This is a genomic window from Klebsiella sp. Ech2A (genome assembly GCF_030078455.1).
Taxonomy (GTDB): Bacteria; Pseudomonadota; Gammaproteobacteria; order Enterobacterales; family Enterobacteriaceae; genus Klebsiella; species Klebsiella terrigena.
In genome coordinates, this window is sequence record NZ_JAQGFU010000048.1 from 1 (window position 1) to 21,034 (window position 21,034).

Consider the following 21,034-nt stretch of genomic DNA (forward strand, 5'->3'; position numbering starts at 1 on the left):
GACCCCATGCCGAACTCAGAAGTGAAACGCCGTAGCGCCGATGGTAGTGTGGGGTCTCCCCATGTGAGAGTAGGGAACTGCCAGGCATCAAATAAAACGAAAGGCTCAGTCGAAAGACTGGGCCTTTTGTTTTATCTGTTGTTTGTCGGTAAACGCTCTCCGGAGGAGGACAAATCCGCCGGGAACGAATTTGCACAGCACGCCGTGCTGCCCGGAGGGTGGCGGGCAGGAGGCCCGGCATACAACGGCCAGGCATCAAACAAACAAAGAAACCTCATGCGCAGGCATGGGGTTTTTTGTTGTCTGCGGTTCATGAAAAGCGGCCGGACGCCGCCCGGATCGGGCGCTGGACGATCTCATCCGCTGAGAGTTGCAACATAAAAGCCTACTGTCGCCGCCTCATCACCATATTTCACTCTATCCCCGCTCCTGCTTTATCGTTCATTCCGAATACCCGCATGACGAAAATAAATGTGAGCTGAATCACATATAAAAATATAACAATTATATAACATTTGTTTTACTAATTGATTTGTCTAAGTGACGTGGCACGCCCGACGAGACAGATTGCAGTCTTTGCTGGAGCAGAATGACAATGGTAGAAAGCAGTATTAACGAACGGGGATCGCTGAAACACGCTGATACCCGCCGTCGCATATGGGCGATTGTTGGCGCATCCTCGGGGAATTTGGTCGAATGGTTTGATTTTTATGTCTACTCATTCTGCTCTCTCTATTTTGCGCATATCTTCTTCCCCTCAGGAAACACCACCACCCAGCTACTACAAACCGCAGGCGTATTCGCCGCCGGCTTTCTGATGCGCCCCATCGGTGGATGGCTGTTTGGCCGTATTGCCGATCGCCGTGGCCGTAAAACCTCGATGCTCATCTCGGTGTGCATGATGTGCATGGGCTCGCTGGTTATTGCCTGCCTGCCGGGCTACGCGACGATCGGCACATGGGCCCCCGTACTCCTGCTGCTGGCCCGTCTTTTCCAGGGGATCTCAGTCGGCGGTGAATACGGAACCAGTGCAACCTACATGAGTGAGGTTGCCATTGAGGGGAAGAAAGGCTTCTACGCATCCTTCCAGTACGTAACGCTTATCGGTGGACAGCTGCTGGCGGTCCTGGTGGTGGTGGCGCTGCAGCAGGTTCTCAGCGATGAACAGCTGCACGCCTGGGGATGGCGCATTCCTTTTGCGCTAGGAGCCGTACTGGCTGTCGTGGCGCTATGGCTCCGACGTCAGCTGGATGAAACTTCGCAGCAGGAGACCCGGGCGCTGAAAGAAGCAGGATCCTTTAAAGGATTGTGGCGCAATCGCCGGGCATTCATGATGGTGCTGGGCTTTACCGCCGCCGGCTCGCTAAGCTTTTACACCTTTACGACCTACATGCAGAAATACCTGGTCAATACGGCAGGGATGAGCGCCAGTACGGCCAGCATGATTATGACCGCCGCCCTGTTTTTCTATATGCTGGCTCAGCCGCTATTTGGTGCGCTATCGGACAGGATTGGTCGGCGAACCTCAATGCTCTGTTTCGGCGTACTCGTGACCCTCTTTACGGTACCGATTCTGAGCGCATTGCAAAATGTCACTTCACCGTATGCCGCCTTCGCGCTGGTTATGTGCGCCTTACTGATCGTCAGTTTCTATACTTCGATCAGCGGTATTTTGAAGGCGGAGATGTTCCCGGCTCAGGTACGTGCACTGGGCGTGGGGTTATCCTACGCGGTCGCTAATGCGCTGTTCGGCGGCTCGGCTGAATATGTCGCATTGCTGCTAAAATCAGTCGGAGCAGAACACGCGTTTTACTGGTATGTCACCGTCATGGGAGCGTTAGCTTTCTTCGTCTCCCTGATGCTGCACCGTAAGGGCAAGGGATTACGCCTGTAGATATTACTGATGCGCCAGCTGCCACACCGCGTAACCGGTTGTGGCGCCGGCCACGTCCCAGGCAAAATCTTTCCAGCTCCAGCCGCTCCCCGCCGGGCGGCTATCCCACAGCTCCTTCGATGCACCCAGGCTTACCGAAAACATAAAGCCGATGGCGGCGCTGCGATCGCGGCTGTAACCCTGGTGCTGCGCGTATTCGTTACCCGCTGCGGAGAGCATGGCTGAGGCGAGAAAATGCTGGGCCTTATCCTGGCCACGCCATGAATCATTGGCCATATGGCTACAGCCGGTCAGCAGCAGAGGAGCGATGATGATGACTTTACGCATAACTATCCCATAAAAAAGCCCCGGCGAAGCGGGGCTGGAATTCAGAGAATACGGCTGATAAGCCGGTCGATACGGATGCGCCTCAGGCGGCGAATCAGCTTACGCACTTTTACCGGATACTCGGCGATGCTTTGCAGGTCGCGATAGTGCTTAACCACCGTCGTATGCTGGCGAATCAGATGCAGCTCTTTTTCACGCATCGCGCCAAGCTGGTGCTGCGGATCGTGGATAAGAATGGCGTTTTCCAGATCGAGGCGCCAGGCGCGCGGATTAAGATTATTGCCGGTCAGCAGCATCCATTCGTCATCAACCCACATGCCTTTCAGGTGATAGCTGTTATCGTCATCCTTCCACAAACGGACAATCAGCTGATCGGTGTTGACGTAGTACTGCAGCCGGCTGAGGAAGCGACGCAGGTTGATCTCATACAGATAGGGGAGCGCGCCGATAATCTTGAACGGCTGATCTTCAGGAATATAAAAGTCGTTCGCCGTCTTGTCGCCGACGATAATTTCTACCGTCTTCCCGCTGCGCAGCAGCTGGATGATGTTACGCACCAGCAGAGCCGGAAGGTTAAAGTACGGCGTACAGATAGTCAGCTTCCGTTCCGCACAGGGCATCAGATGGAAGATGGTTTTGTTCAGCAGGCTTGATTTACCGAGGCCGACCAGCGGCGTTACCGACAGACGATCGTTTTCCGCATCGCCGACATAATGATAGCCGCTATCCCGAAGTTCCTGGCGATACTGACGGATATCATTTTTAATTTCCGGGCTTTTTGGGCGATCGGGTCTGTCGAGGCGATTGACGCCGCGGCCTGCAACCAGATTATGCTCGACCCAGTCGAACATCACGTCGGCCATTTTGCCGTTGCGAATGCACTGATAGCGGTCATAGCGATACTTATCGTGCTGATGAAGATAAACATCGTTCAGGCTGGCGCCGCTGTAGAGCACGCAGTCATCAACGATGAAACCTTTAAAATGCAGGACGCCGAGGGCTTCGCGGGTATTCACCGGCACGCCGTAAACCGGGATATCAACGCCTGGATTTTCCTGCGCCATGCGGCAGTACCAGTCGGCGTTGGTGTTGGCTGCCGCAGCGCCAATGCGCCCGCGCTGGGCTCGGTGCCAGTCAACCAGGATACGAACATCTAATTCTGGACGCTGGCGTTTGGCGTCATAGAGAGCCTGCAGAATTCCTTTGCCGCCATCATCTTGCTCCAGATAGAGCGCAATAATGCAAATACGCTGGGTGGCGTGAGCTATCTTTGCCAGTAACGCTTGCCGAAAATCTGCGGGAGCGTAAAAGAACTCGATATCATCAACTGACTGAGAAAGCTTAGGGAGTTGGGCAAGGTGTTGTTGATGTTTATTGCGCTTAAATTTTGACAACATCACAGTGCGTTTCTTCTCTGTTTATTGAAGGGTCTTCTGTACCATGCAGACGACGTAAGCGGGCAATAATAACATTACTACCCGCTAAAGTGGTCAACAATTGCGGTCGTCAGTTTATGATTGTTGCGCTGGAAATTGCAGGGACAAGCTGACAATCCCGTCTTCCAGCTGAATATCCACCTTAAAGCCAAGCTTCCTGGCAAGAGCAATCATGCCCCTGTTATTGGGCATAGTGATCCCGTTTAACCGCTGCAGGCCGTGGCTTTGCGTATAGGTAATTAGCTTTTCCATCAGCCGGCGGCCTAAACCTAACCCCTTCAAATCAGAGCGGACCAGGACGGCGAATTCCGCATCAATGTTGTCGGGATCGGAAATCGCACGCGTAACGCCGAGGATCTCATCTCCCTCTGCGCTCGCGCGTACCGCAACAAAGGCCATTTCTCGATCGTAGTCGATCTGCGTCATATTGGCTAAATCATCGTGAGTAAATTCATTGATCTCGCTGAAGTAGCGGTAATAGAGATCTTCTTTGGTCACCTGAGCGATAAAGGCCAGCAGCTGCGGTTCATCTTCGGGCAAAATTGGGCGGAACAGGCAGCGTTCGCCATTTTTCAACACCACCCACTCCTCCTGCTGCTGGGGATAAGGGCGTATCGCCAGCCGGCTTTCGCTATCGCCGGTGAACGGGGCAAGGCCTAGCGTCACGTCGAGGGCGGTAAACTCGTTGCCGGACGCCAGCAGAGGGTGGATGTCCAGCCGCTGGATCTCCGGGCAGTCGACGATAAGGTTCGACACCTGAACCAGCAGCTGGCTTAAGCCGGAGATATCCAGCGGGCGCAGGGCGCTGCGGCCGCGGATCTTTTTGCTTTTGATCGCCTGGATCACCAGATAGCGGGCCAGGTTCATATTGAGCGGCGGCAGGGCGACGGCGGCCTGATCCTCCGCGCGCCATTCGACGCCGCCTTCACCCAGCATAATCAGCGGGCCGAAAACTGGATCCTGTTCAACGACCACCCGCAGCTCCTGCGCTCCGGCGCGATTTGCCATGCTCTGTACCAGCAGGCCATGAATACGCGCCTGCGGCCAGGTCATTTTGACCCGGTCAAAAATAGCATCCGCCGCCTGCTGTACTTCGGCGGCGGTACGCAGATAGAGCATTACGCCCTGAACTTCTGACTTGTGTGGGATATCCGGTGAGCGCAGCTTCAGCGCGACCGGGTAGCCAATTTGCTCGGCGATGTGCACCGCTTCGGCGCTGTCGGCGGCAATCCACGTCGGCAGGGTATGGATGCCATAGGCGCGCAGCACGGGGCTGACTTCGTGGGTATCTAAGGTACTTGCGCCTTCGATTATGGCCCGCTGCAGCAGCGTATGGGCTTCTGCAGTATTGGCCGTCACCGTATCCGAAAGCACCGGCGTTTCCCGCAGCTGCTTCTGGTTACGTCGGTACTCCACCATATGCATAAAGGCGGTGATGGTGCCTTCCGGCGTACGGTAGGTTGGCAGACCCGCATCGCTGAACAGGCGTCGGGCTTCCTGAGACGAATATTCGCCGCACCAGTTCGTCAGCACCGTAACGTACTTGCCGCGCGGATGGTTTTTTAAGGCGTCAATCAGCGCCAGCGCGCTTTCGGTTCCCGGCGCGGCCGCGCTAGGAGAGTGAATGACCAGCAGGGCGTCATAATCCTGGCTATCCAGCAGCACGTTGAGCGCCTTGAGATAGTGCTCGCTGCTGGCATCGTCGCGCAGATCCAGCGGGTTAGCGATATCGATACTTCCCGGCAGCGCCTGACGCAGCCTGTCGCCGGTCTCATCGCTTAGCGACGCGAGCTTGCCGTTGCGCAGCCAAAGTTCGTCCAGCGCCAGCGCCGCAGGGGCCGCGCCGTTGCTGACTATCATTAATTTCTCGCCCCGCAGCGGGCGCATATGGCTCAGCGTCTCGACGGCGGAGAAGAGCTCATGGGTATCCTGCACCCGCAGCAGGCCCGCGCGCTGAATCGCGGCGTCCCAGGCCGGGTCCATACCCGAGTTGACGTGCAGCAGCTTTTGCGCCGCCGGGCTACGTCCGCTTTTAATCACCAGAATCGGCTTATTGCGCGATGCGCTCCGGGCTGCGGAAACAAAGCGGCGGGCGTCGCTGAGGTGTTCTAGGTAGAGCAGAATGGCGCTGGTTTTGCTATCGCGGGCGAGGAAATCGAGCAGATCGTCAACGTCGATATCCAGGCTGTCGCCCAGCGCAATAAAGTATGAGAAGCCCATCTCGCGCTGCTGCGCCCAGTCAAGAATGGTATTCGACACCGCGGCGGACTGGGAGATAAACGCCAGCTTGCCCCGGCGAATCGGCACCGGCGAAAAGCTGGCATTCAGCCCCTGCCAGGGCGCCAGCAGCCCGAGACTGTTTGGGCCCAGCAGCCGCATCTGATAGCGGGCGGCACGTTCGAGCAGCGCCGGATACTGCTCCGGCGGGGAGGAGAGGATAATGCAGGTTTTGCAGCCCTTTTGCCCCAGCGCCTCAAGCAGCTCAAGGTTTCGCCGGGCGTTGGTGCAGAGTACGGCAAGATCGGGAGTAAACGGCAGGCTGTCGATAGTCGGCCATGCCAGCACGCCCTGAACGGCTTTCCACGCCGGAGTGACCGGCAGGACCGGGCCGTTAAAGCCGCCGGCCAGCAGGTTGCGCATCATCAGATAACCGGCACGCTGTGGTTTCATTGACGCGCCAATGACGGCGATCGATTTTGGCCGCAATAGTGCTTCCAGGCCTCGTTGGCTCATACCGGTCTCCTTTGATCCCCAGTGACCGGATGATTTTAAACGCTTTCCGCCTCTTGTGCTGTGATACTGCCCTTATGCTGCGTCTTTCCTGCCAGGTAGCGGCTTCTGAACAGGCTAAAGTGATCGCCGAGCGCGCCCGCGGCGTTTGTGTCTCCGGCGAGATCCAGCAGGGCAATGGCCACTTCCGCCGTACAGTATTGGCCCTCAGCATGGGCCTCTCTCAGGCGATAGGTCGAAACCCGCGAAAGATCGACGGAAATGACCGGCAGCGCGTCGAGCCAGGGGCTTTTACGGAACATTTTTCGCGCTTCGGTCCAGGTGCCGTCGAGCATGATAAATAGCGGTGGTTTACCCGCAGGCGGCGAGTTCAGCACCTCGCGCTCCGTTCCGGCATACGACGCCGGGAAAACGACCATTGGCTGGTAGTCAGGATCGGCGACCAGGTCGAGCAGCGCCTGCGGCGGCTCGGTTCGTGACCACTGAAACGCCTCGGTGTCCGGCAGGATATCGGCGATAAGGCGCCCGGTGTTGCTTGGCTTCATCGGCTCAGTATCGAACATCACCAGGCAAAAGCGGCTGCTGGCCGCCGCGGGGGCGAGGGTTGCGCACAGGCACTGCTTCAACGGCAGCAAACAGCGCTGGCAGCGGTGGACTCGATTGCCGCGAGCAAGAAAAGGTCGGGTCGCGCGTGCAAGGCGTTCGGCACGCAGGCGAAGAACGGCGTTATCAATCATGGGGGGTCGCTAAAAGAAAACGCTATTGTCGCAGAGGAGAAAACGGGGCACAAGCGCGCCCCGTCAGGTTTACTGCTGGTTGGCCTCGTTAAGCCAGCTGTCGAACGGCGCCTTAGGTACCGCCCCGTTCAGCATGTCGATGACTTCGCCGTTTTTAAACATCATAATGGTCGGAATGCTGCGAATGCGAAAACGCGCGCTCAGCTCACGTTCAGCTTCGGTATTGACCTTCACGAAGCGCATTTGGCCGCTGCGCTCTTCCGCAACGTCTTCGAAGATCGGGGCGAAATTACGGCAGGGTCCGCACCACGGGGCCCAGAAATCGACAACAACCGGCAGATCGTCCTTCAGCAGTTTATCCAGCATTGCCCCGGTCGCGTTGATGACGTCGCCGTCAAAAAGATCGTGGCCGCAGCGCCCGCACTTAGCGCCATCGGCGCTACGATCGTCGGGGATGCGGTTCAGAGCCTGACAACTGGCACAAACGGTATTCATAACTAACCTCTGGTTATGGGTTGCAGCGCGGCACGTGGCCGATTTGTATCTGTAATGTTACATATTATCGATTAGGTACCGTTAAACAACAATGCGTTTTGTTCGATGAATACGATAGACCCTATCTTTTAAACGAAATAATGGCGAAGCGGTGATACATCGGGTAATCTGCGCGCTTCGCGCAGCGCAGGTGGAGAAAATTGATGAGCGACGAACTGAAAAATAAAAGCGGCAAGGTCAAAGTGATGTATGTCCGCAGTGATGATGATTCTGACAGACGCACCCATAACCCGCGTACCGGGAAAGGGGGAGGGCGCCCAGGAAAATCTCGTGTTGACGGCCGTAGCCGCCCTGCCCGCGATGAAAGAAACAGCCGCGGCGACGACCGCAAACGTGACGATCGTAAACGCGATGATTTCGATCGCGACGGGGGCTCCCCGTGGCGTACCGTTTCACGTGCACCGAATGATGACGCCGTAGCCAGGCCGGATCACGGCGGGATCAGCGGTAAAAGCTTTATCGATCCGGAAGTGCTGCGCCGTCAGCGTGCGGAAGAGACCCGCGTATATGGCGAAAATGCCTGCCAGGCGCTTTTCCAGAGCCGTCCGGACGCTATCGTTCGCGCCTGGTTCGTGCAGAGCGTCACCCCGCGCTTCAAAGAAGCCCTGCGCTGGATGGCGGCCAACCGTAAAGCCTATCACGTGGTTGACGAAGCCGAGCTGGCGAAAGCATCCGGCACCGAGCACCACGGCGGGGTTTGCTTCCTGATTAAGAAACGTAACGGGACTTCCGTTGCGCAGTGGGTCGCTAAGGCCGATGCAGAAGATTGCGTACTGGCGCTTGAAGACGTCGGTAACCCGCACAATCTTGGCGCCATCATGCGTAGCTGCGCCCACTTCGGCGTGAAGGGCGTGGTGGTTCAGGATGCCGGCATGCTGGAATCCGGTGCGGCCATTCGTACCGCAGAGGGCGGCGCCGAGCACGTAGAGCCGATTACCGGCGACAGCTTCCTCGACACGCTGGAGCAGTTCCGCGCGGCGGGCTACGCGATTGTTTCTACCTCCAGCCACAACGGAACGCCGCTCTACAAAGCCGAGCTGCCGAAGAAAATGGTGCTGGCGTTAGGCCAGGAGCGCGATGGTCTGTCTGATGCGGCGATCTCCAGCGCGGATCTGAACGTGGCTATCGAAGGCACCGGCAACGTCGAAAGCCTGAACGTCTCCGTCGCGACCGGCGTTCTGCTGGCCGAATGGTGGCGCCAGAACAAGGCCTGATGCCCGATCTGCCTGAAAAAATGCCAGCGTAATGCTGGCATTTTTGTTTTTACGCTTAGCGTAACGGGCGCGGTATCCGCCTACTCTTCGGCGGCCGGTAGGGTCGGCATCCAGTCAATCGGCGCTTCGCCGCGTTCGGCCAGCCACTGGTTAGCCTGGACAAAATGGTTGCTGCCGAAAAAGCCCCGGTGGGCGGAGAGCGGGGACGGATGCGGCGCCTTCAGTACGCAGTGGCGCTGGCGGTCAATGATGGCACCTTTCTTCTGCGCGTGCGCGCCCCACAGTAAAAACACCACCCCTTCCCGATGCTCGTTGATCAGCGAAATAACCTTATCGGTAAAGGTTTCCCAGCCAAGGCTGGCATGAGAATGCGCCTGCCCCGCGCGTACCGTTAGTACCGTATTGAGCAGCAGCACGCCCTGGCGCGCCCAGCTTTCAAGATAACCATGCGCGGGACGGCTGAAGCCCGGGATGGTTCCCTCCAGCTCTTTATACATATTCAACAGCGACGGCGGGGTTTGGATCCCCGGCAGTACGGAAAAGGCCAGGCCGTGCGCCTGTCCCGGCCCGTGATAGGGATCCTGCCCGAGGATAACCACTTTTACATCCCCGATCTCGGTATAGCGAAAGGCGTTGAAAATATCTTTTTGCGGCGGGTAAATCGTAATACCCGACTGGCGCTCTTCGGCGACGGTTTTCAGGGTATTCACAAAATAGGGCTGTTGCTTCTCATCCGCCAGCACGTCGTGCCAGGTCAGTGGGGTGGTCATCATGCTCTCCTGCAAAGTGGTATCGCTATAGCTTAACTGCTTCTTTCTGCATAACAAAATCGCTGCCGCTTTGCTGACGTTTTGTCTGCAAAAATAGTTGAAAATTTACAAAATTATTTGGCGTTGGCTATGGCGTAACTTGATGTAAAACAATAATATCCCTTCATACCCACTTTTAATTAGTGGTTTTTGTTGATTTGGGTCAATGAATACCGGGTGTTCGGCTGATATATATACACTCATACAACAATGGTTTTACCAATTGGCCATGAACGGGCTAATAGAACGAATAAATATTGCCTAAGGGAGGCATCACATGATTACAGGTATCCAAATTACTAAAGCGGCAAACGACGACCTGCTGAACTCTTTCTGGCTGCTGGATAGCGAAAAGGGCGAAGCGCGCTGCCTGTGTGCAAAAGGCGGTTTTGCTGAAGATGACGTGGTGGCGGTGAACAAGCTCGGCGAAATCGAATACCGTGAGATTCCGCTCGACGTTAAACCGGAAGTGCGCGTTGAAGGTGGTCAGCACCTGAACGTTAACGTCCTGCGCCGTGAAACGCTGCTGGATGCGGTTGAACATCCGGAGAAATACCCGCAGCTGACCATCCGCGTATCCGGCTATGCGGTACGTTTTAACTCTCTGACGCCAGAGCAGCAGCGCGACGTTATCGCACGTACTTTCACTGAAAGTCTGTAAGCGTTAGCAAAAACCCCCGGTTCAATCGAGCCGGGGGTTTTTTATTGTCTCAGGCTAGCGCTCCTGCCTCACCAGCAGCGTGGTGAGAGTGAACGACAATACGATGGCGATCGCCACGCCCGACAGCGCAAAGATAAAGTAGGGGCCGATGTAAGCCGGCAGGCTAAAAATGCTCGACAGAATGTAGCCATACAGCCGTACGCCGAAGAAAGCGATAAAGGCCGAGGCCAGCGAGCTGGCAACGGTGGCCGCGACGAACGCTTTTTTATAGCGCGTTAAGACGCCAAACAGCGCGGGCTCGGTGATCCCAAGCAGCGCGGAAATTGCCGCAGACAGCGTAACCGTGCGCTGCTGGCGGTTTTTACTCACGCGCCAGATAGCAAAGGTCGCGCCCGCTATCGACATATTGGCCATAAACATCATCGGCATCAGCATGTCGTAACCGCGATCGCTGAAGTTTTGCAGGGCAATGGGCGTCATGGCGTGATGCATCCCGGTGAGGATCGCGACCGGGCGGATAGCGCCCACCACCAGTCCGGCAAAACTCGCGGAGATGCCGAACAGACCTTCAATAAACCACGCCAGCGCTCTGCCAAGCCAAATGCCAACCGGACCAATAATCACCAGCGCCGCCAGCGCGCCGATAAACAGCGTCAGCGTCGGCGTGAAAACGGTTTTCAGCACCTCGGGCATAATGCGATCGACCCAGGCATAGATATATTTCAGCGCCAGCACGGAGAAAATAACCGGGATCACGCTGGAGGCGTAGTTGAATACGGGGATCGGCACGGCGTTTAGCAGCCACAGCGCGGAAGCCGCTCCATCGTGATGGGCCGCCAGCGCCTTCGCGGCGTCAATCAGCGTCGGGTACATCAGGCAGGCGGCAACGGCGACGGCCAGATACTCGTTGGTCTTAAAAATCTTTGCCGCCGAGACGGCAAGGAAAAAGGGCAGGAAATAGAATACGCCGCTGGCGATAAGGTCGACGATCATCACGGTATCGCTATTTTGCGGTACCGCTTTCAGCGCGATCAGTCCCGCCAGCAGGCCTTTTATCATCCCGGCTCCGGCAATGGCCGGCACGATCGGGCCAAAAACGCCCGACACGGTATCCATAAACAGCGATACCAGCCCCTTGCGCTGGTGGGGCTTTTCCGCAGCCTCGCCGCCGACGGGACCTAATGCCGCGAGCAGGCGTTCATACCAGCTGCTGACCTTCGGCCCGATGATGATTTGAAACTGATCGCTCTGCAGCTGCGCGCCGAGCACGCCGGGTAGTTTCTTAATTTCTTCTTTTTCTACTTTGTTATCATCAATTAAATCAAAGCGTAATCGGGTCATACAGTGCCAGACGTTATTAATATTTTCTTTTCCGCCAATCAGAAAAATAATTCTGCTGATTGCATCTTGTGTCTCCATACCGGCTCCTGGATTAATGTGTGGTGCTGTTTGCGTCGTGAAATGGTAAATAAGCCAAACTATAAAAACAAACCAATAAAATATGATTCCAGTCACAAATTACCGTGATTAAGGTGGTTGTGATCGGCTTATGTCTAAATTGGTCCGGTTTTTAACGGAATTAAACCCGTTTTTCGGACCAAAATTTTATTAAATAAAAAGGTTTACCTTGTCTAATAAATAGGGCGAAGATAATTGGCATCATCTTCTATTTTTGCCGCAGGGAGCCTTGCCGTGAACGCTACGCTAATTACCGATATTGAGTGTTTTATTACCCGCCCCGATCGTCATAACCTGGTCACGGTACGCGTTACCACCGACAAAGGCACCGTGGGCCACGGCTGCGCGACTTTCCAGCAGCGTCCGCTGGCGGTCAAAACGATGGTTGATGAGTACCTTAAGCCGCTGCTGCTTGGCCGTGATGCCAACAATATCGAAGACCTCTGGCAGATGATGAACGTCAACGCCTACTGGCGAAACGGGCCGGTAATGAATAACGCGATCGCCGGCGTTGATATGGCGCTATGGGATATCAAAGCCCAGCTGGCGGGAATGCCGCTGTATCAGCTCTTTGGTGGCAAATCGCGTGACGCTATCCCGGCGTATACCCATGCCAGCGGCGAGACGCCGGAAGCGCTGTTTATCGCCGTTGAGCGTCTGCTGGAGGAGGGCTATCGCCACATCCGCTGCCAGCTCGGTTTTTACGGCGGAACGGCACAGGAGATGCACACGCCGGAGAACCCGACGCCGGGCGCCTATTACGATCAGGATGAGTACATCAGGAATACGGTAGAGATGTTCCGGCTGCTGCGAGCGCGCTACGGACACCGTTTCCATATCCTCCATGACGTCCACGAAAGGCTCTTCCCGCAGCAGGCGCTGCAGCTGGCGAAGCAGCTCGAGCCCTATCAGCCGTGGTTTATTGAGGATATTTTAGCGCCGCAGCAGAGCGCGTGGCTGGCGCAGATCCGCCAGCAAAGCGCGATCCCGCTCGCGATGGGGGAGCTGTTTAATAATCCGGCTGAATGGCATGACCTGATTGTTAAGCGACAGATCGATTTTATTCGCTGCCACGTTTCCCAGATTGGCGGGATTACGCCGGCCCTGAAGCTGGCGGTTCTCTGTCAGGCCTTCGGCGTGCGCGTGGCGTGGCACGGGCCAGGCGATATGACGCCGATTGGGGTTGCGGTCAATACCCACCTGAATATCCACCTCAGCAATGCCGCAATCCAGGAGTTTATACCGCGTTCCGACGCGACCGATGCGGTATTCCCCGGCGCGCCGGTTGTCAAAAACGGGTTTATCTATCCCCCTACGGCGGCGGGGATTGGCGTCGGCTTTAATCAGCAGATGGCGCAGGCATATCCGCTGGTCTATCGTCCGCACGAATGGACGCAGAGCCGCCTGCCTGACGGCACGATCCATACGCCATAGCTAGTCCGAGGGGGCCTGGCGAAAGGTTAAGTTGTCGCGGTTATGCGGAATAACGTAGGTACAGGAGTAGTTGATATCGATGATATCGCTGATTTCATACACCTGCCCGCCGTCGAGAATCCCCCGGTTATTAATGTGCATGGCCGGGATACCCTTTTTGCAACCCAGCAGGGCAGCCTGCTCCCGGCTGACGCTCACCGCCTGATAGGTGGTGAGTAAATGTGAAATTTGATAGCCCCTGGCCAGCACATACTGCTGCAGGGATTTCTCGATAACCTCCCGGCTAAGATCGGCAAAGGCGGCGGCCGGCATCCGCGAAACCTCAATCTGCACCGCTACGTCATCAACGAAGCGCAGGCGGCAAAATTGCCAGATAAAATCCTCATCCGTAATGCCGAAAATCTGCTGCTCCTCGCGGTCGGGGCGCTTTTTATGCAGGCTGATTGTCCGATAGCGCATCCGATCGAAGCGCTTTTCGGTGATGGAGTTATAGACCAGCGGATTGTTGCTCATCCGCTCGTTTATCCAGATCCCCGAGCCCTGCACGATGCGTACGACGCCGATGTCGGCGAGTTTTTCCAGCGCCTGGCGGATAGTAAACCGCGAGACGCCATACTCCTCCGCCAGCCGACGTTCAGGCGGGAGCTTGCGGGGGCCGGGGTCGTTGTGCTGGTAGATTTTGCTGAGCAGATCCTGGGTGACGAAATCTTTTTTTTTCATAATGATGAATTCCTGACTCACCGGCTCAAGGGAGCGCGCCCGATACCACTCCCCGCGGCGCTGTCACCGCAGGCGTAAATGCAAAAACGCCGGGATATCCCGGCGCTCTTTTACTCTTAGCTCGACTGCTGCGGCGTATCGCTGCCGCTCGGCTTACGACGCTTGCCGACATTTTTAGCATCGCGGTGACGTTTCTTCACGCGCGGCTTTTCTTGTTCCTCTTTTTTCTTCTCTGCGCGCTTGGCCAGCACCTTCTTCGAAGGCTTGCCGGTTTGCTTCTCGCTCGGCGCGCGGGTTGAAGGGCGCAGTCCGTCGATAACGCGAGCCTTCAGCGGCTCGTCAATGTAGCGACCGATTTTACCCAGCAGCAGGTGGTCATGTGCCTCAACCAGAGAGATCGCCACGCCTTTCTTCCCGGCACGACCGGTTCGGCCGATACGGTGCAGATAGGTATCCGCGGTGCGCGGCATGTCGAAGTTGAAGACGTGGCTCACGTCCGGGATATCGATCCCGCGCGCGGCAACGTCGGTAGCAATCAGCACGTTCATGCGGCCATCGGTCATGCGCTTAATCGCTTCGTTACGCTTCGCCTGGACCATTTCGCCTTCCAGCCAGCAGGTGTTGATGCCGGCTTCACGCAGCCAGGATGCCAGCTCATGAACGCGCTCGCGCTTGCGCACAAAGACGATAGAGCGGGTGGCGTCCGGCTGCTGCAGCAGGTTTATCAGCAGGGCGGTTTTATGCTTAACGTCATCGGCGCGGTAGTACCACTGATGGATTTTCTTGCGCTCGCGGGTGGAAGGGGATGCGGACACCTCCACCGGCTCTTCCAGCAGACGCTCGGCAAAATCTTTGATGGCATCGCCTTCGAGGGTCGCGGAGAACAGCATGGTCTGCTTACGCCAGCGGGTTTCACCGGCAATGTGTTCGATATCCTGCGCGAAGCCTAAATCCAGCATCCGATCCGCTTCATCGAGGATCAGCGTTTCTACGGCGCGGCAGTCGAAGTTCTCTTCTTTAATATACTGCAGCAGGCGGCCGGTGGTGGCGACCACGATATCCTGGTTTTCGCTGAACACTTCCGCGTGGTTCATGAACGCGACGCCGCCGGTGATGGTGGCGATATCGAGATGGGTATGCGCCGCCAGCTCGCGCGCATGGTCAGCAACCTGCATCGCCAGCTCGCGGGTTGGCGTCAGGATCAGAATACGCGGAGGCCCTGACTTCTTGCGCGGGAAATCAAGCAGGTGCTGCAACGCTGGCAGCAGATACGCCGCTGTTTTACCGGTGCCGGTCGGGGCTGAACCGAGAATATCACGGCCATCGAGCGCAGGCGGAATAGCGGCGGCCTGAATGGCTGTCGGGCGTGTGAAACCTTTTTCCTGGAGGGCTTCCAGCAGGTTTTCGTCGAGTTCAAGTTCGGAAAAAGTCGTTACAGTCATTATCTACCTCTGAGTGGACCGACGATTATAGACGTTACGCGCGCAATGTTCATCTGTTTGTAAGGCTATCTGTTCTCCGGTATTGTTCATAGCCTCAAGCTCAGGAGTTTTTGCCCGCAAGGTTGTCAGGATGTCTCAGTCGAAGTTTGCGCTGCCGCGCAATGGTTTTACGTTTAAACAATTCTTTGTCGCTCACGACCGCTGCGCAATGAAAGTGGGTACCGACGGTATTCTGCTCGGCGCGTGGGCGCCGATTGCTCAGGTTAAGCGCGTGCTGGATATCGGTACCGGCAGCGGCCTGCTGGCCCTGATGCTGGCTCAGCGTACCGGGGAGCAGGTGGCGCTGGATGCGGTTGAACTGGATGAAGAGGCGGCAGAACAGGCGCGGGAAAACGCCGTTGCTTCGCCATGGTCCGCCCGCATCCAGGTGCATCAAGCCGATATTCAGCAGTGGCAGCCGCCGCAAACCCGACGCTATGAGCTGATTGTCAGCAATCCGCCTTTTTTTGCCGAAGGCGTGCCCTGCGCAACATCCCAGCGCGAACAGGCGCGATATACGACCACGCTCGATCACGTGACGCTATTAAGCTGTGCCGCTGAGTGTATCACAGAGGAGGGATTTTTCTGCGTGGTGCTGCCGGTGGATATTGGCGACGCGTTTGCCCGGCGCGCGCAAACGATGGGGTGGCATCTGCGTTTACGCACCGACGTGGCGGAAACGGAAATGCGTGCGCCTCATCGGGTGCTCCTGGCCTTCTCGCCGACGGCGGGGGAGTGCTTCAGCGACAGGCTGATTATCCGTGGGCCAGAGCAGCAATACTCCGAAGGATTTACTGCGCTGACCCAGGATTTTTATCTCTTTATGTGAGCGTCCGGCGTGAGAACCGACGGACCGCTCTCCGGCAGCAGATCCGGGTAGTCCAGCGTATAGTGCAGGCCGCGGCTCTCTTTGCGCAGCATCGCACAGCGGACAATCAGCTCGGCAACCTGCACCAGGTTACGCAGCTCCAGCAGGTTGTTGGAGACGCGGAAGCGGGCATAGTATTCGTCGAGCTCCTGCTGCAGCATGGTTATGCGCCGCAGGGCGCGCTCCAGGCGACGGGTTGTGCGCACGATCCCGACGTAGTCCCACATCAGCAGGCGCAGCTCGTGCCAGTTATGCTGGATAACGACCAGCTCATCGGGGATTTCAACCTGGCTCTCGTCCCAGGCCGGCAGGTCGGTAACCGCCTGGGCCTGCGGCATGATGCGCCGAATATCTTCGGCGGCCGACCAGCCGTAGACCAGGCATTCGAGCAGCGAGTTGGAGGCCATGCGGTTGGCGCCGTGGAGCCCGGTGTAGCTGACTTCGCCGATAGCATACAGCCCCTCGACATCGGTCCGCCCGTTATCGTCTACCATCACCCCGCCGCAGGTGTAATGCGCCGCCGGCACGATCGGCACCGGCTCTTTCGTCAGGTCGATACCGAGATCGAGCAGCTTCTCGTAGATCATCGGGAAGTGCTGACGAATAAAGGCTTCGGGTTTATGGCTGATATCCAGATACATGCAGTCAACGCCGAGACGCTTCATCTCATGATCGATGGCGCGGGCGACGACGTCGCGCGGAGCCAGCTCGCCGCGGGCGTCAAAATCGGGCATAAAGCGTGAGCCGTCCGGACGCTTCAGATGGGCGCCTTCGCCGCGCAGCGCTTCGGTCAGCAGGAAATTGCGCGCCTGCGGATGGTACAGCGCGGTAGGGTGGAACTGATTGAACTCCAGGTTGGCGACGCGACAGCCCGCACGCCAGGCCATCGCGATACCGTCGCCGGAGGAGACGTCCGGGTTGGTGGTGTATTGATACACCTTGGCCGCCCCGCCGGTTGCCAGAACAACGGCTTTTGCTCCCCAGGTCTCAACCTTTTCTTTATTACGGTTCCAGATCCACGCCCCGACGACCCGACGGTCGCCGGGAAGGCCAATCTTGTCAGAAATAATCAGATCGACGGCATTGCTGCGTTCGAGCACGCGGATATTGGGGTGTGAAAGCGCCTGGCTCACCAGGGTGGTTTCCACCGCTTTACCGGTGGCATCGGCGGCGTGGAGAATGCGGCGATGGCTGTGGCCGCCTTCACGCGTCAGGTGATAGCTCTCCTCGCCGTTGGCCTGGACCTGGGTGTCGAACAGCACGCCCTGATCGATAAGCCACTGCACGCAGGGTTTGGCGTTGCTCGCCACGAAGGAGACGGCGTGACGGTCGCACAGACCCGCTCCGGCGATCAGCGTATCCTCCACGTGAGATTCGATGCTGTCCGTTTCATCAAAGACGGCGGCAATGCCGCCCTGCGCATAAAGGGTGGAGCCTTCGCTGATCGGGCCTTTGCTCAGTACGGTGACCGAACTGTGCTCCGCTAAACGCAAGGCAAGCGACAAACCGGCAGCGCCGCTGCCAATAATCAATACATCACAGGAGAACTCAGGAGTTGTATTCATGGCCTTTGTTTAATTTACTAAACACAATTGAGCCACAATAGCACCAGGTCGCGACGAATCGTACATTTTTTTTACCGTTAGTTGCGGTAACTAAACATGCTGCGCTAAAGCGGCGGGGGAGAAACGAAAGAAAATATTTGCGAAGCAGATCGTTAGCTTCAGATTTTATAGTGAAATATAAACCGTGTTACGTTACCCTTCTCGCGGACCTTACGCTTTTTCCTCATCATCTTATCTGCGGCTGAGTAACGGGACATATAATGAGAGATAACAAATCGTCCGCCGTTGCCAGACAAAAATCAAAGGCGTAACGGAACTTTATTGTTTTCAGGTACTCCAACGGTTGCTTGCTCATAATGCAGTGATTGGGTAGTGCTTTGAAGACTCATGGGAATTAGGTTTGGGGAGACATTACCTCGGATGAGCGAGCAGTTAACGGATCAGGTCCTCGTCGAACGGGTCCAGAAAGGAGATCAGAAAGCGTTTAACCTGCTGGTGGTGCGCTATCAGCATAAGGTCGCGAGCCTGGTCTCCCGCTACGTGCCGCAGGGCGATATTCCTGACGTTGTTCAGGAGTCGTTCGTAAAAGCATGGCGTGCGCTGGATTCTTTCCGGGGAGATAGTGCTTTTTATACCTGGTTATATCGTATCGCCGTAAACACGGCGAAGAATTATCTGGTTGCTCAGGGTCGTCGCCCGCCGTCCAGCGATGTTGATGCCAATGAGGCTGAAAACTTCGAAAGCGGCGGGGCGCTGAAAGAAATTTCGAACCCTGAGAACTTAATGTTGTCAGAAGAACTGAGACAAATAGTTTTTCGTACCATTGAATCGCTCCCGGAAGATTTACGCATGGCAATTACGTTGCGGGAGCTTGATGGCCTAAGCTATGAAGAGATAGCCGCTATCATGGATTGTCCGGTAGGGACGGTACGTTCGCGTATATTCCGGGCACGAGAAGCTATTGATAATAAAGTTCAACCGCTAATCAGGCGTTGACGATAGCGGAATACTGAAAAGGGTATCAGGCATGCAGAAAGAAAAACTTTCGGCCTTAATGGATGGTGAAACGCTGGATAACGAACTGCTTAATGAGCTGAGCGGTTCTTCTGAAATGCAAAAGACCTGGGAGAGCTACCATCTCATCCGCGATTCGCTGCGAGGCGACACCGCCGAGATGCTCCACTTTGATATCTCAGCTCGCGTGATGGCCGCCATCGAAAACGAGCCCGTTCGCCAGACGGTGCCGCTTATTCCCGAATCTCAGCCGGCACCGCACCAGTGGCGTCAGATGCCTTTCTGGCAGAAAGTGCGCCCGTGGGCCAGCTCGCTTACGCAGATGGGCGTCGCCGCGTGCGTATCTCTTGCTGTTATCGTCGGCGTCCAGCAGTATAATGGGCAAACCGAATCATCTCAGCAGCCTGAAGCACCGGTGTTCAATACCATGCCGATGATGGGTAAAGCGAGTCCGGTGAGCCTGGGCGTACCGGCAGATGCTTCCGCAGGAACCGGTCAACAGGTGCAGGTCCAGGAGCAGCGTCGTCGTATTAACGCCATGCTGCAGGACTATGAATTACAGCGTCGCCTGCATGCCGAACAGCTTCAGTTTGGTCAAGCCCAGACTCAGCAGGCCGCCGTTCAGGTGCCGGGTTATCAAACTTTAGGAACGCAATCGCAGTAATGAAGCAACTTTGGTGTGCTATGTCGCTCATGGCAGGCAGCCTGTTCTTCTCTGTCAACGCCTCGGCTGATACCTCTTCCGGGGCGTTGTTGCAGCAAATGAACCTGGCTAGCCAGTCCCTCAATTATGAACTGTCCTTCGTCAGCATCAACAAACAGGGCGTTGAGTCGCTGCGTTATCGTCACGCGCGGCTGAACAATCAACCTCTCGCTCAGCTTTTGCAGCTCGATGGTCCCCGTCGTGAGGTTGTGCTGCGCGGTAATGAAATCAGCTACTTCGAGCCTGGGCTCGATCCGTTCACCCTGAACGGTGACTACATCGTTGATTCCCTGCCTTCACTGGCCTATACCGATTTCAAACGCCTGGCGTCCTACTACGACTTCATCTCCGTGGGACGTACGCGTATTGCCGATCGCCTGTGCGAAGTGATCCGCGTGGTGGCGAGAGACGGAACGCGATATAGCTATATCGTCTGGCTCGATGCGGAAACCCGGCTGCCGATGCGGGTTGATTTACTCGACCGCGATGGCGAAACCCTGGAGCAGTTCCGCGTTGTGTCCTTTAGCGTTGGCGATAAGGTAAGCAGCAGCATGGAGACGCTGGCGAAGGCTAATTTGCCTCCGCAGCTGTCGGTGCCGGAAGGTGGCGATAAAGCTAACTTCAACTGGGCGCCAGCCTGGCTTCCGCAGGGCGTCTCCGAGATATCCAGCAGCCAGCGCCGTCTGCCAACCTTCGACGGCCCGGTTGAATCTCGCCTCTATTCGGACGGGCTGTTTAGCTTCTCGATCAACGTCAATCGCGCAACGGCGAACAGCAGCGATCAGCTGCTACGCACCGGGCGTCGTACCGTGAGTACCACGGTACGCGACAGCGCGGAGATAACCGTGGTGGGCGAACTGCCGCCGCAAACGGCTAAGCGCATTGCCGACAGCATCAAATTCAAGGCCGTACAATGATTAAAGAGTGGGCAACCGTCGTTTCCTGGCACAACGGGATGGCGCAGGTGCACTGCGATGTCAAAGCGTCCTGCAGCAGCTGCGCCTCGCGCGCCGGCTGCGGTAGCCGGGTGCTGAATAAGCTGGGGCCGCAGACCAGCCACACTATCAGCGTGCCCAGCGCACAGCCGCTAAGTGCCGGGCAAAAAGTGGAGCTCGGCATCGCGGAAAGCAGCCTGTTAGGCTCCGCACTATTAGTGTATATGGCGCCGCTGGTCGGGCTGTTTGTGATGGCATCTCTCTTCCAGGTGCTGTTCGCTAATGATTTTGCCTCCCTCTGCGGCGCGATACTTGGCGGCGTTGGCGGGTTCCTGGTCGCGCGCGGGCTCTCCCCCGATCTGGCCGCTCGTCAGTCGTGGCAGCCAATCATCATTAGCGTGGGTTTAGCGCCCGATTTAGTGCGTATTGAAACACCCTCTTCAGAAGCAGGTCAGTGATTCCACTGGCCTTTATTTTTTATTTACCGCTCCCG

Annotated in this window: 19 protein-coding genes and 1 rRNA gene; 10 read left to right on the plus strand and 10 right to left on the minus strand. The window is 56.7% G+C overall.

Annotated elements, in window-relative coordinates; all coding sequences use genetic code 11:
- Both rrf and PFH44_RS11490 read left to right on the plus strand, forming a co-directional pair.
- Positions 1–86 (plus strand): 5S ribosomal RNA (rrf, locus tag PFH44_RS11485); the annotation flags it as partial.
- Between the two features lie 509 nt (positions 87–595).
- Positions 596–1,894, plus strand: coding sequence for an MFS transporter (locus PFH44_RS11490; RefSeq protein ID WP_283825065.1), 1,299 nt, complete (start codon positions 596–598; stop codon positions 1,892–1,894).
- A gap of 3 nt (positions 1,895–1,897) precedes the next feature.
- Here PFH44_RS11490 and PFH44_RS11495 read toward each other — a convergent pair whose 3' ends face one another.
- The 5 genes from PFH44_RS11495 to trxC form a co-directional block, all read right to left on the minus strand.
- Positions 1,898–2,221, minus strand: coding sequence for a YfiM family lipoprotein (locus tag PFH44_RS11495; RefSeq protein ID WP_045856415.1), 324 nt, complete (start codon positions 2,219–2,221; stop codon positions 1,898–1,900).
- Between the two features lie 41 nt (positions 2,222–2,262).
- A complete protein-coding gene (gene pssA / locus PFH44_RS11500; RefSeq protein WP_045856413.1) occupies positions 2,263–3,618 on the minus strand; it encodes a CDP-diacylglycerol--serine O-phosphatidyltransferase in 1,356 nt (451 codons plus the stop codon).
- Between the two features lie 114 nt (positions 3,619–3,732).
- Positions 3,733–6,390: a bifunctional acetate--CoA ligase family protein/GNAT family N-acetyltransferase gene (locus tag PFH44_RS11505; RefSeq protein WP_283825056.1), complete on the minus strand. Its 2,658-nt coding sequence runs from the start codon at positions 6,388–6,390 to the stop codon at positions 3,733–3,735.
- A 35-nt stretch (positions 6,391–6,425) separates the two neighbouring features.
- Complete coding sequence (gene tapT, locus PFH44_RS11510; protein ID WP_283825057.1) at positions 6,426–7,124, minus strand: tRNA-uridine aminocarboxypropyltransferase; 699 nt, start codon at positions 7,122–7,124, stop codon at positions 6,426–6,428.
- Positions 7,125–7,193: 69 nt separating this feature from the next.
- Positions 7,194–7,619, minus strand: a complete 426-nt coding sequence (trxC, locus tag PFH44_RS11515; RefSeq protein ID WP_041146770.1) for a thioredoxin TrxC — start codon at positions 7,617–7,619, stop codon at positions 7,194–7,196.
- Between the two features lie 203 nt (positions 7,620–7,822).
- On the opposite strand from trxC, the gene PFH44_RS11520 reads away from it, so the two are divergent.
- Entirely contained in the window at positions 7,823–8,893 is a 1,071-nt protein-coding gene (locus PFH44_RS11520) for a tRNA/rRNA methyltransferase (RefSeq protein WP_045856407.1), read from the plus strand.
- A gap of 80 nt (positions 8,894–8,973) precedes the next feature.
- Here PFH44_RS11520 and ung read toward each other — a convergent pair whose 3' ends face one another.
- Positions 8,974–9,663 carry a uracil-DNA glycosylase gene (gene ung, locus PFH44_RS11525; RefSeq protein WP_283825058.1) on the minus strand — a complete coding sequence of 230 codons (690 nt, stop codon included), beginning with the start codon at positions 9,661–9,663 and terminating at the stop codon, positions 8,974–8,976.
- Between the two features lie 316 nt (positions 9,664–9,979).
- Between ung and grcA the strand changes: the two genes are divergently transcribed.
- Positions 9,980–10,363, plus strand: a complete 384-nt coding sequence (grcA, locus tag PFH44_RS11530) for an autonomous glycyl radical cofactor GrcA (RefSeq protein WP_004866471.1) — start codon at positions 9,980–9,982, stop codon at positions 10,361–10,363.
- A gap of 54 nt (positions 10,364–10,417) precedes the next feature.
- Here grcA and PFH44_RS11535 read toward each other — a convergent pair whose 3' ends face one another.
- Positions 10,418–11,782, minus strand: coding sequence for a PTS transporter subunit EIIC (locus tag PFH44_RS11535; protein ID WP_283825059.1), 1,365 nt, complete (start codon positions 11,780–11,782; stop codon positions 10,418–10,420).
- Between the two features lie 273 nt (positions 11,783–12,055).
- Between PFH44_RS11535 and PFH44_RS11540 the strand changes: the two genes are divergently transcribed.
- Positions 12,056–13,255 (plus strand): enolase C-terminal domain-like protein, encoded by a 1,200-nt coding sequence (locus PFH44_RS11540; RefSeq protein ID WP_283825060.1) that lies wholly within the window; start codon positions 12,056–12,058, stop codon positions 13,253–13,255.
- On the opposite strand, the gene PFH44_RS11545 is transcribed toward PFH44_RS11540, so the two are convergent.
- Positions 13,256–13,975 carry a GntR family transcriptional regulator gene (locus PFH44_RS11545; protein WP_283825061.1) on the minus strand — a complete coding sequence of 240 codons (720 nt, stop codon included), beginning with the start codon at positions 13,973–13,975 and terminating at the stop codon, positions 13,256–13,258. It abuts the gene before it with no gap.
- 116 nt (positions 13,976–14,091) lie between these two features.
- Positions 14,092–15,417, minus strand: coding sequence for an ATP-dependent RNA helicase SrmB (srmB, locus tag PFH44_RS11550; protein ID WP_045856398.1), 1,326 nt, complete (start codon positions 15,415–15,417; stop codon positions 14,092–14,094).
- A gap of 130 nt (positions 15,418–15,547) precedes the next feature.
- Between srmB and trmN the strand changes: the two genes are divergently transcribed.
- The gene (trmN, locus tag PFH44_RS11555) at positions 15,548–16,285 is read left to right on the plus strand and encodes a tRNA(1)(Val) (adenine(37)-N(6))-methyltransferase TrmN (RefSeq protein ID WP_045856396.1); all 738 of its coding nucleotides are present in this window, start codon (positions 15,548–15,550) and stop codon (positions 16,283–16,285) included.
- Here trmN and nadB read toward each other — a convergent pair.
- Positions 16,270–17,889 carry an L-aspartate oxidase gene (nadB, locus tag PFH44_RS11560; protein WP_283825062.1) on the minus strand — a complete coding sequence of 540 codons (1,620 nt, stop codon included), beginning with the start codon at positions 17,887–17,889 and terminating at the stop codon, positions 16,270–16,272. The two genes, trmN and nadB, sit on opposite strands and share 16 nt — an antisense overlap.
- Positions 17,890–18,309: 420 nt before the next feature.
- On the opposite strand from nadB, the gene rpoE reads away from it, so the two are divergent.
- The 4 genes from rpoE to rseC are packed head-to-tail and all read left to right on the plus strand — an operon-like array spanning position 18,310 to position 20,999.
- Entirely contained in the window at positions 18,310–18,885 is a 576-nt protein-coding gene (rpoE, locus tag PFH44_RS11565; protein WP_041146760.1) for an RNA polymerase sigma factor RpoE, read from the plus strand.
- Positions 18,886–18,916: 31 nt separating this feature from the next.
- Positions 18,917–19,567, plus strand: a complete 651-nt coding sequence (gene rseA, locus PFH44_RS11570) for an anti-sigma-E factor RseA (protein ID WP_041146759.1) — start codon at positions 18,917–18,919, stop codon at positions 19,565–19,567.
- On the plus strand, positions 19,567–20,523 hold the full coding sequence (gene rseB, locus PFH44_RS11575; RefSeq protein ID WP_041146758.1) for a sigma-E factor regulatory protein RseB: 957 nt from the start codon (positions 19,567–19,569) through the stop codon (positions 20,521–20,523). The genes rseA and rseB overlap by 1 nt, the downstream gene beginning before the upstream one ends.
- A complete protein-coding gene (gene rseC, locus PFH44_RS11580; RefSeq protein ID WP_283825063.1) occupies positions 20,520–20,999 on the plus strand; it encodes a SoxR-reducing system protein RseC in 480 nt (159 codons plus the stop codon). The genes rseB and rseC overlap by 4 nt, the downstream gene beginning before the upstream one ends.
- Positions 21,000–21,034: the final 35 nt, after the last annotated feature.

Excerpts from the sequence above, each read along its gene's own strand:
- PFH44_RS11490 (WP_283825065.1), top strand. The coding sequence starts at position 596 with ATGGTAGAAAGCAGTATTAACGAACGGGGATCGCTGAAACACGCTGAT.
- PFH44_RS11495 (WP_045856415.1), bottom strand. The coding sequence starts at position 2,221 with ATGCGTAAAGTCATCATCATCGCTCCTCTGCTGCTGACCGGCTGTAGC.
- pssA (WP_045856413.1), bottom strand. The coding sequence starts at position 3,618 with ATGTTGTCAAAATTTAAGCGCAATAAACATCAACAACACCTTGCCCAA.
- PFH44_RS11505 (WP_283825056.1), bottom strand. The coding sequence starts at position 6,390 with ATGAGCCAACGAGGCCTGGAAGCACTATTGCGGCCAAAATCGATCGCC.
- tapT (WP_283825057.1), bottom strand. The coding sequence starts at position 7,124 with ATGATTGATAACGCCGTTCTTCGCCTGCGTGCCGAACGCCTTGCACGC.
- trxC (WP_041146770.1), bottom strand. The coding sequence starts at position 7,619 with ATGAATACCGTTTGTGCCAGTTGTCAGGCTCTGAACCGCATCCCCGAC.
- PFH44_RS11520 (WP_045856407.1), top strand. The coding sequence starts at position 7,823 with ATGAGCGACGAACTGAAAAATAAAAGCGGCAAGGTCAAAGTGATGTAT.
- ung (WP_283825058.1), bottom strand. The coding sequence starts at position 9,663 with ATGACCACCCCACTGACCTGGCACGACGTGCTGGCGGATGAGAAGCAA.
- grcA (WP_004866471.1), top strand. The coding sequence starts at position 9,980 with ATGATTACAGGTATCCAAATTACTAAAGCGGCAAACGACGACCTGCTG.
- PFH44_RS11535 (WP_283825059.1), bottom strand. The coding sequence starts at position 11,782 with ATGGAGACACAAGATGCAATCAGCAGAATTATTTTTCTGATTGGCGGA.
- PFH44_RS11545 (WP_283825061.1), bottom strand. The coding sequence starts at position 13,975 with ATGAAAAAAAAAGATTTCGTCACCCAGGATCTGCTCAGCAAAATCTAC.
- srmB (WP_045856398.1), bottom strand. The coding sequence starts at position 15,417 with ATGACTGTAACGACTTTTTCCGAACTTGAACTCGACGAAAACCTGCTG.
- trmN (WP_045856396.1), top strand. The coding sequence starts at position 15,548 with ATGTCTCAGTCGAAGTTTGCGCTGCCGCGCAATGGTTTTACGTTTAAA.
- nadB (WP_283825062.1), bottom strand. The coding sequence starts at position 17,889 with ATGAATACAACTCCTGAGTTCTCCTGTGATGTATTGATTATTGGCAGC.
- rpoE (WP_041146760.1), top strand. The coding sequence starts at position 18,310 with ATGAGCGAGCAGTTAACGGATCAGGTCCTCGTCGAACGGGTCCAGAAA.
- rseA (WP_041146759.1), top strand. The coding sequence starts at position 18,917 with ATGCAGAAAGAAAAACTTTCGGCCTTAATGGATGGTGAAACGCTGGAT.
- rseB (WP_041146758.1), top strand. The coding sequence starts at position 19,567 with ATGAAGCAACTTTGGTGTGCTATGTCGCTCATGGCAGGCAGCCTGTTC.
- rseC (WP_283825063.1), top strand. The coding sequence starts at position 20,520 with ATGATTAAAGAGTGGGCAACCGTCGTTTCCTGGCACAACGGGATGGCG.